The organism is Cellulosimicrobium sp. ES-005 (genome assembly GCF_040448685.1).
Lineage (GTDB): Bacteria > Actinomycetota > Actinomycetes > Actinomycetales > Cellulomonadaceae > Cellulosimicrobium > Cellulosimicrobium cellulans_G.
The window spans coordinates 668,513-683,458 of record NZ_CP159290.1; the positions used below are offsets into that span (position 1 = coordinate 668,513).

Annotated in this window: 13 protein-coding genes and 1 tRNA gene; 10 read left to right on the forward strand and 4 right to left on the reverse strand. The window is 72.4% G+C overall.

What is annotated here, in order from left to right:
• Positions 1-8 precede the first annotated feature (8 nt).
• The 3 genes from mscL to ABRQ22_RS02950 all read right to left on the reverse strand — a co-directional run bounded on the left by mscL (position 9) and on the right by ABRQ22_RS02950 (position 1,826).
• Entirely contained in the window at positions 9-476 is a 468-nt protein-coding gene (mscL, locus tag ABRQ22_RS02940; RefSeq protein WP_353708514.1) for a large conductance mechanosensitive channel protein MscL, read from the reverse strand.
• A 157-nt stretch (positions 477-633) separates the two neighbouring features.
• Positions 634-1,362 (reverse strand): SAF domain-containing protein, encoded by a 729-nt coding sequence (locus tag ABRQ22_RS02945; protein ID WP_353708515.1) that lies wholly within the window; start codon positions 1,360-1,362, stop codon positions 634-636.
• Between the two features lie 158 nt (positions 1,363-1,520).
• Positions 1,521-1,826 (reverse strand): FmdB family zinc ribbon protein, encoded by a 306-nt coding sequence (locus tag ABRQ22_RS02950; RefSeq protein WP_353708516.1) that lies wholly within the window; start codon positions 1,824-1,826, stop codon positions 1,521-1,523.
• A gap of 295 nt (positions 1,827-2,121) precedes the next feature.
• Between ABRQ22_RS02950 and ABRQ22_RS02955 the strand changes: the two genes are divergently transcribed.
• On the forward strand, positions 2,122-4,656 hold the full coding sequence (locus tag ABRQ22_RS02955; protein WP_353709494.1) for a penicillin acylase family protein: 2,535 nt from the start codon (positions 2,122-2,124) through the stop codon (positions 4,654-4,656).
• 494 nt (positions 4,657-5,150) lie between these two features.
• On the opposite strand, the gene ABRQ22_RS02960 is transcribed toward ABRQ22_RS02955, so the two are convergent.
• Positions 5,151-5,783: a 5-formyltetrahydrofolate cyclo-ligase gene (locus ABRQ22_RS02960; RefSeq protein ID WP_253052761.1), complete on the reverse strand. Its 633-nt coding sequence runs from the start codon at positions 5,781-5,783 to the stop codon at positions 5,151-5,153.
• Between the two features lie 179 nt (positions 5,784-5,962).
• Here ABRQ22_RS02960 and ABRQ22_RS02965 point away from each other — a divergent pair, with 179 nt between their 5' ends.
• From ABRQ22_RS02965 to ABRQ22_RS03005, 9 genes are all read left to right on the forward strand, one after another.
• Entirely contained in the window at positions 5,963-8,209 is a 2,247-nt protein-coding gene (locus ABRQ22_RS02965) for an NTP transferase domain-containing protein (RefSeq protein ID WP_353708517.1), read from the forward strand.
• A gap of 73 nt (positions 8,210-8,282) precedes the next feature.
• A complete protein-coding gene (locus tag ABRQ22_RS02970; protein ID WP_353708518.1) occupies positions 8,283-10,739 on the forward strand; it encodes a N,N'-diacetylchitobiose phosphorylase in 2,457 nt (818 codons plus the stop codon).
• 132 nt (positions 10,740-10,871) lie between these two features.
• Positions 10,872-11,522: a GNAT family protein gene (locus ABRQ22_RS02975; RefSeq protein WP_253052767.1), complete on the forward strand. Its 651-nt coding sequence runs from the start codon at positions 10,872-10,874 to the stop codon at positions 11,520-11,522.
• Between the two features lie 61 nt (positions 11,523-11,583).
• The gene (locus ABRQ22_RS02980; protein WP_353708519.1) at positions 11,584-12,834 is read left to right on the forward strand and encodes a hypothetical protein; all 1,251 of its coding nucleotides are present in this window, start codon (positions 11,584-11,586) and stop codon (positions 12,832-12,834) included.
• 64 nt (positions 12,835-12,898) lie between these two features.
• Positions 12,899-12,971: transfer RNA gene (locus ABRQ22_RS02985), tRNA-Ala, on the forward strand.
• 223 nt (positions 12,972-13,194) lie between these two features.
• Entirely contained in the window at positions 13,195-13,398 is a 204-nt protein-coding gene (locus ABRQ22_RS02990) for a helix-turn-helix domain-containing protein (protein WP_353708520.1), read from the forward strand.
• Positions 13,395-14,030: a hypothetical protein gene (locus ABRQ22_RS02995; RefSeq protein ID WP_353708521.1), complete on the forward strand. Its 636-nt coding sequence runs from the start codon at positions 13,395-13,397 to the stop codon at positions 14,028-14,030. Before ABRQ22_RS02990 ends, ABRQ22_RS02995 begins: the two co-directional genes overlap by 4 nt.
• Before the next feature lie 220 nt (positions 14,031-14,250).
• On the forward strand, positions 14,251-14,574 hold the full coding sequence (locus ABRQ22_RS03000; protein WP_353708522.1) for a hypothetical protein: 324 nt from the start codon (positions 14,251-14,253) through the stop codon (positions 14,572-14,574).
• A gap of 60 nt (positions 14,575-14,634) precedes the next feature.
• Entirely contained in the window at positions 14,635-14,925 is a 291-nt protein-coding gene (locus ABRQ22_RS03005; RefSeq protein ID WP_353709495.1) for a helix-turn-helix transcriptional regulator, read from the forward strand.
• The last annotated feature ends 21 nt before the right edge of the window (positions 14,926-14,946 follow it).

Consider the following 14,946-nt stretch of genomic DNA (forward strand, 5'->3'; position numbering starts at 1 on the left):
GGGCGTGCTCAGAGGTCGCGCGGCGGCGTCGGGCCGCCGGGTGCTCGGCCCGGGCCGCTGCCGGCCTGGGCGGCGAGGAGGTCGCGGATCTCCTGGAGGACGCGCACGTCCTCCGCCGGTGCCTCGGGCTCGGGCTCGACGTCCTGCTTGCGACGCTCGGCGAGCTTGTTCATCGGGAGGACGATGACGAAGTAGAGCGCGATCGCGATGATGAGGAACTGCAGGATCGCGTTGAGGATGCCGCCGACGGAGAGGACGGAGGCCTCGACGTCGCCGTGGGCTGGCCGCAGCGTGATGTCCCACAGGTTGGAGATGTCCGGCTTGCCGAAGATGGCGCCGATGATCGGGTTGATCAGGTAGGTGACGATCGCGTCGACGACCGAGGAGAACGCCGCGCCGATGACGACGCCGACCGCCAGGTCGATCGCGTTGCCTCGGAGCACGAACTCCTTGAATCCCTGGAACACGCCCTTCATGTGCTGCTTCCCTCTCCGGTCGGTGGTCCGCGTGGCGGCGGCGCCACGGCAGGTGCACGCGCGATCCTCCCAACGCGGGCGCCGCCCGGCAACGGCCTCGCCCGGCGGGTCGGGCACCGGTCGTCGGTTCACCCGTCGGTGCGACCGGGGCCGTCGGTCAGGGGACGAGGACGGCCGTGACGCTCGCCTGTCCGCTCACGGCGGCGAGGCGGACGGCCTCCTCGGGACGCACGGCGACGAGCGTCACGACGTCCGTGCCCGACCCGCCCGTGCCGAGCAGCCCGCCCCCGTCGTCGGGCTCCGGTGCGGGCACGACGACGGCCGCGCGGGCGAGGTAGGGATCCGCGGCCGGCGGCTGCTGTCCGTCGGTCGGCGCTTCGGCGAGCGCCGTCGTCAGCGCCTGGTCGCCGGCGGCGAGGAGGTCGACGCGGTCTCCCGGGCCGAGGAGGGCGGCGACACCGGGGTCGAGCCGGACGGGTGCGACGACCGTGCCCGCGGGGGCCGCGGCGGCGAGCTCGCCGCCGGCCACGAGCGCGTCCTGCAGCAGGGTGCCCGCGGGCAGGGCGACGGTCGCGCGGCGTCCGACCACGTCGTCGGGTCGGGCCGCGGAGCCCGCCGGGACGAGCTCCGCCGCCACGGGGTCCACGCGGAGGTCCGCGTCCGTCAGCACGGCGCCCGCGGGCACCTCGCGCGTCGTGACGACCGCCGGCGCGGTCGGTGGTGGGGGAGGGCGGAGCGCCCCGACGGCCACGGACGCCGCGACCCCGCAGCACAGCGCGGCCACGACGAAGCGGGAGCGCCACCACACCCCGCGCAGCAGCCGACGCCGCGCGGGCGAGCGGTCGGGTCGCGGGCGGGGATCCGGCGGGCGGGGGGAGCGCAGCATGGGCGCGACCGTAGCGGCGCGCGCGCCCGGGGCAGACGCGGGCCGGTCCGGCCCTGTGGACGGGGCGCGTGGTCGAAGCCCGCCGACGCCGCCCGGTGCGGGGTTGTGGTCGACCGCCGTCGTCCGGGGCGCCTCGGTCTGACGCCCCGGACGTCAGGTCAGGAGGACGCGGTCGAGCCGCTCGACGACGAGGTGCTGCTCGTGCCGCCGGACGCGCTGCTCGTGCCGGACGCCGCGGAGGAAGCGGCGGGCTTCGCGGCGGCCGGTGCCGTCGACGACTTCCCGCCCGAGCGCGAGTCCGTGCGGTAGAAGCCCGAGCCCTTGAACGTCACACCGACGGAGGAGAACACCTTGCGCAGGCGCCCCGAGCACTCGGGGCACACCGTCAGGGCGTCGTCGCTGAACGACTGGTGGATGTCGAAGGCGTGACCGCAGGCGGTGCACGTGTACGCGTAGGTGGGCACGGGTTCTCCTCGTTCACGAGACGGCCGTCGGGGCGGCCACCGGCAGGTCGGGATCGGGTCGGTCTCGGCCGGGTCGTCGGTGTCAACACCGCCTGGCACTCGAAACTTCCGAGTGCTAATCATACGCGGAGCGGCGCTCGCCCAGGGCCGGGGTAGTCTCGCATCCGTGTCTGCGCACGAACCCGCCGAGGCCCCCGCCGGTGACGCCGTCCCCGGTACCGACCCCGCGAACCCCGTCGAGACCGCGGCCCCGCCCCGGCGTCGTCGGTCCGGCCGTCGGCGCGTCCTGATCGGCGTGGCCGTGCTGCTCGTCCTCGCGCTCGTCGCGGGGGCCGCGCTCGTCGTCGTCACCGTGCGCCGGCCGCTGCCGCAGACCTCCGGCCAGGTCGAGCTCCCCGGGCTCGACGCCCAGGTCACGGTGCTGCGCGACGCCCAGGGCGTGCCGCAGATCTACGCCGACACCCCCGAGGACCTCTTCCGCGCCCAGGGCTACGTCCAGGCGCAGGACCGCTTCTTCGAGATGGACTACCGCCGGCACGTCACCGCGGGCCGGCTCGCGGAGCTCGTGGGCGACAACCCCGACGCGATCGCCGCCGACACCGTGACGCGGACCTTCGGCTGGCGGCAGGTCGCCGAGGAGGAGTGGGACGTCGTCTCGCCCGAGACGAAGGCGTACCTCCAGGCCTACGCCGAGGGCGTCAACGCGTACCTCGAGAACCGCAGCCCGTCCGAGATCGCGATCGAGTACACCGTGCTCGGCCTCCAGGTCGACGTCGCCCAGCCCGAGCCCTGGGACCCCGTCGACTCGCTCGCCTGGCTCAAGGCGATGGCGTGGGACCTGCGCGGCAACTACGACGACGAGCTGGAGCGCGCGCTCTCGTTCAGCACCCTCCAGGACACGGCCCGCGTCGCCGCGCTCTTCCCCGCCTACCCGTCCGAGGTCAACGCGCCGATCCTCGACCCCGGCGAGCTCGACAACCCCCAGCAGGTCGCGCTCGAGCTCGGCCCCGAGGCGCGCGCCGCGTACGGCTCGGACCACCTCCGGGGCGCGCTCGAGGCCGCCGACCGCGCGCTCGACGCCGTCCCCGTGCTCGTCGGGCGCGGCGAGGGCACGGGCTCCAACTCGTGGGTCGTCTCCGGCGAGCACACCGTCAGCGGAAAGCCGATCCTCGCGAACGACCCGCACCTCGCCCTCGGCGCCCCCGGGATCTGGGCCCAGGTCGGGCTGCACTGCAACGAGGTCGGGCCGCAGTGCGGGTTCGACGTCGCGGGCTTCTCGTTCGCCGGCTTCCCCGGCGTCATCATCGGGCACAACGCGCAGCTCGCGTGGGGCCTGACGAACATGGGCGCCGACGTCACCGACTTCTTCGTCGAGCGCGTGCGGGACGACACCTACCTGCGCGGTGACGACTGGGTGCCGCTCGAGACCCGGACCGAGACGCTGCACGTCGCCGGCGGCGAGGACGTCGAGCTCGAGATCCGCTCGACGCTCCACGGGCCGATCGTCTCCGAGGCGATCCCCGCGACCGAGTCCGCCGTCGACACCCCCGCCCTGGACACCCGCCTGGGCGAGTACGCCGTCTCGCTCCAGTGGACCGCGCTCGAGCCGGGCCGCACCGCCGACGCCGTCTTCGCGTTCAACCTCGCCCAGGACGCCGACGACATGCAGGCCGCCGCGGCGCTCTTCGAGGTGCCCGCGCAGAACATCGTCTTCGCGACGGCGGACGGCCACATCGGCTACCAGGCACCCGGGAAGATCCCCGTCCGCCAGGCGGTGCCCGACGCCGAGGTGCCCTCCGACGGCACGTGGCCGCGCGACGGCTCCGACGAGCGCTACGACTGGCAGGGCTACGTCCCGAGCGAGCAGATGCCGCGCGTCGTCGACCCGACCGAGGGGTTCGTCGTCGCCGCCAACCAGGCGGTGCTGCCCGCCGGCGTCGCGCCGTTCCTCACCACCGACTGGGACTACGGCTACCGCTCGCAGCGCATCCGCCAACTCCTCGAGGCCGAGATCTCCGCCGGACGACCCGTCGACGTCGACACGATGAACGAGATCCAGACCGACGACCGCAGCCCCTACGCCGAGGTGCTCGTGCCGCTCCTGCTCGACCAGGAGATCGACGACGGCTTCGCCGCCGAGGGCCAGGCGCTCCTCGCGGACTGGGACTACCGGACCGACACCGACTCCGCCGCGGCCGCCTACTTCGCCGCCGTCTGGCGCAACCTGCTCCAGCTCACCTTCTGGGACGACCTGCCCGAGTCGGCGCGCCCGAACGGCGGGAGCCGCTGGCTCGCGGTCGTGCAGAACCTCCTCGAGAACCCGACAGACCCGTTCTGGGACGACCGTCAGACCGTGAGCGTCGTGGAGACGCGCGACGAGGTCCTCACGCAGGCGCTCGTGTCCGCGCGCCTCGACCTGACCGTCGAGCAGAGCAAGCAGCCCTCCGACTGGGCCTGGGGCAAGCTCCACGTGCTCGCGCTGGAGCACCCGATCCTCGGCGGCGAGTCCATCCCCGGCCCCGTCCGCAACTGGGTCAACCCCGACCCCGTCGGCATGCCCGGCGGCTCCTCGATCGTCAACGCCACCGCGTGGGACGCGGCCTCCGGGTCGTTCGACGTGACGGCCGGCCCGTCGATGCGGATGGTCGTCGACCTCGACGACCTCGACCGCTCCACCTGGGTCACCGTCACGGGCACGTCCGGCCACCCCGCGTCCCAGCACTACGCGGACCAGCTCAAGACCTGGGCCCGGGGCGAGACCTACGACTGGCCGTTCTCCACCCAGGCCGTCGCCGACGCGAGCAAGGACGAGCTGACCCTCGTTCCCTAGTCCCGGGTTCGGTTCACGGCCCGCGGGGTCGGGTCCGCTGGTCGGGTCTGGTCCCCGCGGGGTGGGGTCTACTCCCCGCTGGGTCGGGTCCGCGGTGGGGTCGGACCGTGTGCTGGGACTGGCGCACCGTCACCCTGGTCATTCGGGCGGGGGGTTCTAGGAGTGCGCCTCTGACGTCCTGCGCACACGGTCCGACCCCACCGCTCGTCCTGTCCGTCACCGCACGACCCGCGGCCCGGGTCCGGCGGTCACGCTCGGCCCGGGCGCGCTGCCGTGCCACCGATGGCGGGACGGCCCCGGCCGAGATGCGAGAAGTTGCCCCTCCGGGCCCCGTACCAGGGGCCACTTCTCGCATCTCGTCACCACGCGCGCCCCGTGGCGACGGAGCGGCAGCCCGAGCGGTCACCCACGTCAGCCCGACCGCGCGGGCGGCGGGTCTGTACCGACCGAACCAGCCCGACCGCGGGGTCGTGGAGCCGGCCCGGGCGGCGGGGCTACGGGAGCCAGCGCCAGCCGAGGGGGGTCGCGACGGCGTCGACGGTCTTGTCGTGGGGCTCGACCGGGAGCGGGCGGTCGGAGGCGTCGTAGACCTCCTCGGGGAAGACGACGGCGACGACCTTGGTCCCGGGGCGCAGGTGCTCGAGCGCGCGGTCGTACCAGCCGCCGCCCTGGCCGAGCCGGACGCCGCGCGAGTCGACGGCGAGCGCGGGGGCGACGACGACGTCGGCCTGGGCGATGGCCTCGGCGCCGAGCGACGGGGTGCCGGGTTCGGGGGGTCGGCCGGGGGCGCGGACCTGGAGGTCGGCCGGGCCGTCGTACAGGGCCCAGTCGCGCTGCAGGCCGGCGCCGAGCACAGGCAGCAGGACGCGCACGCCGCGCGCGGAGAGGCGTTCGAGCATCTCCGTGGTGCCGGGCTCGGCGGGCCGGGCGGCGTAGGTCGCGACGCACGTGGCGGCGGCGACCTCGGGGATGGTCTCCACGACGTCGGCGATCGCGGCGGCCGCTTCCTTGCGGAGCCGCTCGGACCGCGCCTGGCGGTTGGTGCGGATGGCCTTGCGGAGGATCTCCTTCGCGTCCTCGGCTTCGATGCTTCCGTGCAGGGGGTACGGCTGGACCGGGCCACTCATGTCCCTATTGTCACCCGGCTCGGGGTTCCTCGCGGACGCAGCGCGGGTGACCTTCGGCCCTGGTGGTCCGGATCGGGTTCCTTCGACGGGTCTCGGGTGCCTATGATCGGGGAGAGCCAGTAGTTCGGACTCCTGACAAATGAGTCGTTGTCCGACAGAGGTCGACCAGTGAGGACGCCATGACCGCGACGACGCCCGCGAAGCCCAGCGCCACGACCCCGCGACCGCGAGGGGGCGCGCACAGCCGGACCGCGAGGGCCGCCGTCGTGCTCGCCGCGGGGCACGACGCCGCGTCGCGCGACCTCCTGTCCCAGCCGCTGGGCAGCGCGACCGTCGTCGAGCTGGCCGTGGCGAACGTCCGTCGGGTGGTGGACGCGAGCCGCATCGTCGTCGTCGTGGCGCCGGACGACCCGACCGTGCGCGAGCTGCTCGGCGAGGACGTCGTCTACGTGGAGCAGGAGGCGCCGCTCGGCACGGGTGACGCGGTCCTCGCGGCGCGCGGGGCGGTCGCGTCGGTGCTGGGGCTCGGCGTCGACGAGCCGGTGCTCGTCGCGTACGCGGACACGCCCCTGCTGCGCTCGGAGTCGCTCCTGGGCCTGCTCACCCGCCACACGCTCACGGGCGCCGACCTGACGCTCCTCTCGGCCGTCGTGGACGACCCGGACGGCTACGGGCGCGTGGTGCGCGCCGAGGGCGAGATCACCGCGATCCTCGAGTCGTCCGAGGCGGGCGACGTGGCGGAGCCGCGCACGGAGATCAACGTGGGCGCCTACGTGGCGGCGCCGAGGCTGCTGTTCGGCGAGCTCGAGCGCATGGCGTCCGACGGCGAGCACCGGCTCACGGAGCTCGCTCGCCGCGTCATCGGCGCGGGGAAGCGGATCTCGTCGTACCGGATCGTCGACGTCGACGAGGTCCGCGGCATCAACACGCCGGACGAGCTCGCGCAGGCGGCGGACATCGTCCTCAAGCGCCTGTTCGTCCCGAAGAAGAACACGGACACCAAGATCGTGTTCGGCACGGGCGGCTGGCGCGCGGTCATCGGCGAGGGGTACACGCTCGCGAACGTGCGCCGGCTGTGCCAGGCGATCGCGAACGAGACGATCCGCCGCGGCCTCGACGGCAAGGGCGTCGTGATCGGCGGCGACCGGCGCTTCCTCTCGCGCGAGTCGGCCATCGCCGCGGCCGAGGTCTTCGCGGGCAACAACATCGCGGTCACGCTCCTGCCCGACGACGTCCCGACGCCGCTCGTGACGTTCGCCGCGCCCTACCTCGGGGCGGCGTACGGGATCATCGTCACGTCGAGCCACAACCCGCCCGAGTGGAACGGCATGAAGGTGTTCCGCCAGGACGGTTCGCTGCCGCTCGACGACGAGACGGACCGCTACCAGGACGAGGCCAACGCGCTGTCCGTCGACGACGTCATCACGCTCGACATCGACGTGGCGCGCCGCACGGGCGTCGTGGTCGACCGGTCGCTCACCGACCCCTACGTCGACGCGATCGAGAAGATCATCGACGTGGAGGCGGTGCGCGGCTCCGACCTGCAGGTCGTCGTCGACCCGATGTACGGCACGAGCCAGCTCACGCTCGGCACGATCTTGTCCGACATGCGCGTGCGCTCGGAGTTCATCCACGCGGCGCACAACCCGCTGTTCGGCGGCGTCGCGCCGGCGCCGGACCTGCAGCGCCTGAGCACGCTCGTGACGATGATCCAGCAGGGCGGGGGTCGCTACGACCTCGGCATGGCCACGGACGGCGACTCCGACCGCATCGGGATCGTCGACGAGACCGGCGAGTACATCTCGACGAACGACCTCCTCCTCCTCCTCTACTGGTACCTGCACGAGGTCCGCGGCGAGAAGGGCGGCGTCGTGCGCAACCTCGCGACGACGCACCTGCTCGACCGCCTCGCGGCCCACTTCGGCGAGGAGTCGCGCGAGGTCAAGGTCGGCTTCAAGCACGTCACGGCGGGCATGGAGGAGATCGGCGCCGTGCTCGGCGGCGAGTCGTCGGGCGGTCTGACGATCCGCGGCTGGATCCTCGGCAAGGACGGCATCTTCGCGTGCGCCCTGGTGGCCGAGATGCTGGCCCGCACGGGCAAGCGGATCTCCGAGCTGCGCGCGATGATCTACGAGATCACGGGTCGCCTCTACACGCTCGAGGCGGGCGTGCCGGCGACGCCGGAGATGCGCGTCGAGGTGCCGCGGCGCCTCGAGGCGGAGCCGCTCACGCACGTCGGCCCGTACCCGGTCGTCTCGGTCTCCCACCTCGACGGCACCAAGATCCTCCTCGAGAACGACAACTGGGCGCTCCTGCGGTTCTCCGGCACCGAGCCCGTCCTGCGCATGTTCGTCGAGGCGGACTCTCCCGAGAAGGCCGCCGAGCTCCTCGAGTGGCTCCAGGGGTTCGTCACCGCCGGCGTGTGACGGCGCCGGACCTCCCCACCCTGCCCGACCCCCCGCCCCCAGCCCCACCCCCACGACAGGAACCAGAGCAACGATGCGCTACGGCCACTTCGACACCGCGCACGACGAGTACGTCGTCGAGCGCCCCGACGTCCCCGTCTCGTGGACGAACTACCTCGGCACCCGGGACATGTGCACGGTCCTGTCGCACAACGGCGGCGGGTACTCGTACTTCAAGAGCTCGCAGTACGGGCGCATCTCGCGCTTCCGCCAGAACGGCGTCCCCCTCGACCGCCCCGGGCACTACGTGTACCTGCGCGACGACGCGGACGGCGACTACTGGTCGGTGTCGTGGCAGCCGGTCGGCAAGCCGTTCGTCGGTCCCGACGAGGAGCTCGACCCCGCGGGGGGCGCGGGCCGCTGGACCACGCGGCACGGTCTGAGCTACACGACGTTCCGCTCCGAGTACAAGGGCATCGACGCCGAGCAGACGGTCTTCATCCCGCTCGACGACGACGTGGAGCTGTGGGACGTGCGGGTCACCAACACCACCGACGAGGTGCGTGAGCTCACCGTGGGGTCGTACGTGGAGTTCAGCTTCCACACGATCACGATCGACAACCAGAACCTGCAGATGTCGCTCTACGCGTCCGGCTCCTCGTACGAGGACGGGATCATCGAGTACGACTTCTACTACGAGCCCTGGACGTACCACTACTTCGCGTCGAGCGAGACGCCGTCGTCGTACGACTCGCTGCGCGACAGCTTCATCGGGCCGTACCGGACCGAGACCAACCCGGTCGCGATCGAGCGCGGCGAGGGCTCGAACCAGAGCGCGACGACGCAGAACCACTGCGGCGCGCTGCTGCACAAGGTGACGCTCGCGCCGGGCGAGACCAAGCGCCTCGTCTTCATGCTCGGGTACGGCTCGCGCGACGAGGCCGGCCGCGCGATCCAGGCGAAGTACTCCGACGTCGCCGCCGTGGACCGTGAGCGCGAGCGGCTGCGCGACTACTGGCGCGCCAAGCAGGACAAGCTCCGCATCCGCACCCCCCACGAGGGCATGAACACGATGATCAACGCCTGGACGCTGCTCCAGGCCGAGACGTGCGTCGTGTGGTCGCGCTTCGCGTCGTTCGTCGAGGTCGGCGGTCGCGCGGGTCTCGGGTACCGCGACACCGCGCAGGACGTCATGAGCGTCATCCACTCGAACCCGACGAAGACGCGCCAGCGCATCGTCGAGCTCCTGCGGGCCCAGACGGAGGCCGGCTACGGCCTGCACCTGTTCGACCCGAAGGCGTTCGACCCCGACGCCGAGAAGCTGCCCGACGTCCCGTCCCCGACGATCGTGCCCACGGTCGACCCGAAGGACCTCATCCACGGGCTCGAGGACACGTGCTCGGACGACCACCTGTGGCTCGTGCCGTCGGTCGTCGAGTACGTCAAGGAGACGGGCGACCGCTCGTTCCTCGACCTGGAGATCCCGTTCGCCGAGGGCACGCCCGCCACGGTGTACGACCACCTGGTCCGGGCGCTCGAGTTCTCCGCGCGGCAGGTGGGCCAGAACGGCGTGGCGCTCGGTCTGCGCGCGGACTGGAACGACTGCCTCAACCTCGGCGGCGGCGAGACGTCGCTCGTGACGTTCCTGCACGCGTGGGCGATCGGCGCGTTCCTCGAGATCGCGGAGCCGCTCGCCGCGGCGGGCGACGAGCGGGCCGAGGCCGACGTCGCGCGCTTCACGGCGGAGCGCGAGCGCATCGCCAAGGTCGCGGACGCCCAGCTCTGGGACGGCCGGTGGTGGATCCGCGGGTACACGCGCGACGGCGTGAAGATCGGCTCGGCCGAGAACGAGGAGGGCAAGATCTTCCTCGAGCACCAGGCGTGGCCCGTCATCGCCGGGATCACGAGCCAGGAGCGCGGCGAGGCGTCGATGGACGCGGTGCGCGAGCTGCTCGGCTCCGAGTACGGCAACCACCTCAACTGGCCGGCGTTCACGAAGGTCGACGACACGGTCGGCTTCGTGACGCGCGTGTACCCGGGCATCAAGGAGAACGCCGCGATCTTCTCCCACCCCAACGCGTGGCCGATCATCGCGGAGGCGATGCTGGGCCGCGGGGACGAGGCGGTGCAGTTCTACGACGCGATCCTGCCGTACCACCAGAACGACAACATCGAGGTGCGCGGTGCCGAGCCGTACGCGTACGTCCAGTTCCTCTACGGCCGCGACCACGAGTGGTTCGGCAAGGCGCAGAACCCGTGGCTCACGGGCACGGCCGGCTGGATGTACACCGCCGTGACCAAGTACGTCCTCGGCGTCCGCCTCGCGCTCGAGGGCCTGGTGGTCGACCCGTCGATCCCGAAGGACTGGGACGGGTTCGAGGTGCGTCGCGAGTGGCGTGGTGCCGTCTACGACATCGAGGTCCGCAACCCCGACCACGTGTCGAAGGGCGTGCGCTCGGTGACGGTCGACGGCGTCGAGCACGACCCGGCGAGCCCGATCCCCGCGCTGCCGGAGGGCGCCGAGGCGAAGGTCGTCGTCACGCTCGGCTGATCCCCTGGTCGCACCACCGGGTGCCCCCGTCACCGGTCGGTGGCGCGCGGGCGCCCGGTGGTGTCACCCTGTGCACCGAGGACCGGGCACCCGCCCGGGCCCGCCGACAGCTCCGAGGACGGTCACCGCCGCATGACGCACAAGATCACGCGCGGCTGGACCGTCACCAAGCCGTGGCCCGTGACCCTGCGGGACGACACGCTGGGTGGGTCGATCGTCCTGCGGCCGCTGCGCCGTCGGGACGCGAACGCGTGGATGCGCCTGCGCGCGCACAACGCGGACTGGCTCGAGCGCTGGGAGGGCACGTCGCCGCGCCCGGGCACCGGGGGAGGGCCGCCGACGTTCGCCGAGTACGTCCGCGTGCTGTCCGCCCAGGCGCGGGCCGGCTCGTCGCTGCCGTTCGCCGTGGAGCTGGACGGCGAGCTCGTCGGGCAGCTCACGGTCTCCTCGATCACGTACGGGTCGCTGTGCGGCGCGAGCATCGGCTACTGGGTGAGCGAGCACGTCGCGGGCCGGGGCGTCATCCCGACGTCCGTGGCCATGGCGACGGACTACTGCTTCGCGGTCCTCGGCCTGCACCGCATCGAGATCAACATCCGGCCGGAGAACGGCCCGAGCCTGCGCGTCGTGGAGAAGCTGGGCCTGCGCGACGAGGGCGTGCGCGAGCGGTACCTGCACATCCAGGGGGCCTGGCGCGACCACCGCACGTTCGCGATCACCAGCGAGGAGGTCCCGGACGGGCTCCTCGCGCGGTGGCAGGCGACGCGCCGCGAGAGCATCTGAGCCGACCGACACGCCGGAGCGCGTGCGGACCGTGGCCGCACGCCTCGCCTACGGTCGTGATGTGGAATCGGCCTCGGGGATCGTCGCGCTCGCGGTGTTCCTGCTGTGGGTCGGGTTCTACGTCCCGCACCGGGTGCGTCACCGGCAGCAGCTGCTGGAGGCGCGCACGGACGATCGCTTCTCCGGTTCCCTGCGCGTCCTGGCCGTCGCCGGCCCGGGCGGCGGGGGCTCGGGCGGGTGGGACGCACGGCTCGACGGCGTCGCGGCCGTCGCGTCGATCGGCCCGGGGCCGTCCGCGGACGGTGGTCGTACCCTCCTCGGGGGTGCGGGGGCGCAGGACCGGCCGGCCGGCCGGACGCACGAGGAGGAGGGATCGCACGCCATGGGGAGCACCGACAGCGCGTCACCCTCGCGCGGGGCACCGCCGCGCCGTCAGCCGGCGTCCGAGCAGTCCCGCCTCGCCCTCCTCGAGCGGCGCGCCGCCGCGGCGCGCCGCCGTCTCGCGCTCACGGTCGTGCTGCTGCTCGCGAGCGTCGCGGTGTGGGCCGTCGTCGCGCTCGGGTACCTCCCGTGGTGGGCCGGCGTGGTCCCGACGGCGTTCCTCGGGCTCGTGCTCGTGCTGGGCCGTCGGGCGGTGCTCGCCGCGCAGCGGTCCGACGCCGCGTGGCTGGCTGAGCGTCGCGCCGCCGCCCGTGCCGCGCGCGGGACCGTCCTGGGGGCGCCGCCCGCGCCCCGGGGCGCGCGTCCCCGCGTCACCGGCCGCGCCGTGCACGGCTCCCAGGTGAGCACGCAGATGATCCCGCGCGTCACGCCCCAGGACCTCGCGCGGGCGAACGCCACGGCCGCCGCGCTCTCCGCAGAGGGCCCCTTCGGGGCGTCGCCGCGCGAGCGCGTGACGGCTCCGAGCACGACCGCGGCCGAGGACTCCGGCTCCGAGGAGCCTGCGTCTGCGCGCGTCGGGTCGTCCGAGGCTCCGGCCGTCGCGACCGACGTCGCGGACGAGGTCGAGCACGTCGACGAGGACCGCGTGCCCTCGGGCCGTGCGTGGGACCCGGTTCCCGTGCCCCCGCCGACGTACACGATGAAGCCCACGGCCCCGCGTCGCGAGCCCGCGCCGCTCACGGACGACGACGTCGTCTCGCCGGCCCGGGCAGGCGCCGCTCCCGCTCCGGTCGCCGCGGCGGACGTGGTCGTCGACGTGCCGTCCGGCGCGCCCGAGCCCGCCGCGGGCGACGAGCGCAAGCCGTCGACCGAGACGCTGGGTCTCGACCTCAACGAGATCCTCGCGCGGCGTCGGGCGGCGGGGCAGTAGCTCCCCCGGGGACGGCCGGTTTGGTAGACCCCGCCCCCGGGGTGCTAGTCTGTTCCTCGCTTGAGGGGCTATGGCGCAGTTGGTAGCGCGTCTCGTTCGCAATGAGAAGGTCGGGGGTTCGAATCCCCCTAGCTCCACTCCTTGAAGGCCGTTGGTCAGGATGAAGGTCCTGGTCAACGGCCTTCGTCGTTCCCCGAAGTCCTCGAAGAGAGGACCAGAACGACCGTGATTCCACGCGAGATTCCACGCGAGTGCTCACCGAGCATGCGTGCGAACGACCCCGATCGACCTTGGACGCCGGCGTCGGTGACGCACCTGAGGTCCATGGTCACGAGAAGCGAACCCCTGTCACACACCCCGATGTGGACGCTCGACGAGCTCTGCGAGAAGGTCCACGTGAGCCGCGAGACGGTGCACAGCTGGCGCAAGAGAGGGACGGCGCCCAAGGCGTACGTCATCGGCAGGCACCTGATGTTCGAGGAGTCGGACGTCCGTGCGTGGCTCGACGCCCGGACCGTCCCCGTCGACGACGAGCCTGGCGCCAGCTCCGGATCGGGCTGGTGAGCGGGATGGCTCACGAGAGGCTGAAGGCTGGCGAGCACGGCGAGATCTTCATCAAGCAGACCTCGAGCGGGTCGTTCCAAGCGCGCGTTCGCGTGCGACTGCTCGACGGCACGGAGACGCAGATCTCGCGGAGCCGCAAGACTCGAGCCGCCGCACGACTCGCCGTGCAGGTCGAGATCGACGATCGGCTCAAGCGGCCGAAGGGATCGGCCGATCTCAAGCACGACAGCACGGTCGGACTGGCTGCCCGGCAGTGGATCGACGAGCTGCGCGTGCAGTCGGCGTGGCCGAATGCGCGGCGTCGACCGCAGACCGTCGACGAGTACGAGCGGCTCCTCGGGACGCTGATGGTGCCGAAGCTGGGCAGGCTCCGGCTTCACGAGCTGACCACAGCGAGGTGCCAGGCATGGATCGACGGGATCATCGAGGCCGGCAGGAAGGGGCCGCACGACATGGTTGTCACGGCCGCACAGGTGCGGATGGCGTTCAAGGCGGTGCTGGACCGCGCGATCGTTCATGATGCGCTGCGTTCCAACCCGATGGACAAGACCACCACGCCGCGCCGCAAGCAGCCGAACCCCGCCGCGCTGACGGTGACCGACGTCTTCCGCCTCCGAGCAGCCGTCCGCTGAAGGTGCACCTTGCCTGTGCCGACCCTTTGACCCCCACCCTCCTCAGACCCAGAACCTGCTGGCCGGTCGCACACTCTGGCCCTGGCGGCTATAAGCTCGCCGTAGTCAACGACTGTCTCGTATACGTGTGGCGTGTCCCTGAGGCCCCGGGGGCCGTGAGGAACTTTGCCTCGAGCCCGACCCGCTTGAGCGGCTTCGTCGCGGCGCCGCCCCCCGGGCGATGCTCTGGGAGGGTGACTTCCCTGAGAAGGTCGCGATTGGTTCCGACTCTCCCGAGACCACGATCGTGCTGGAGGCAGTTCGCGAGAAGATGCCGCTGGTCCTCGTGATGGTCTGGTCGACGCCGCGGCAGCTGCAGTCGATCGAATGGGCGGTCGCGGAGCTCGATGGGTATGGCAGGGTCCAGCCTAATGGGCAGGAGGCCCTTTGGGAGCCGGAGATCGTTGCAGACGATGCGACCTCGGACGTGGAGTCGTTCGACAGCGGCGTGCCCGTTGTGCCTGTCGTCGCACTGCAGACACAGGACAGGCCGTCGGATGCATGACGACACCTCAGCCTGTTCGATCTGCCTAGTACGACCAGCGGCAGGTTTGAGCCCGCCCGCCTGACCCAAACTCGCGTCCGTGTCGGCACGAGCAAGACCGAGCTCGCCGGCAAAGTCGGCGTATCGGCGGCCGCGATCGGTCAGTACGAGGCCGGCGTCGATTCTCCGCGACCGGAGGTGCTCGAGGAGCTGGCCCGCACCCTGAAGGTCCGCCCCGGGTTCTTCAGCATCGGACGCCCGCTGGCTCGCATCGACACCGTCAACGCGCACTTCCGCAGTCTGAGCTCGGCTCGCGTCAGCGACCGGCAGAAGGCGCTGGCAAGGCCGATCGTCGCCCCACGCTGCGGCTGATCCGCGGCGTTGCTTGACGCC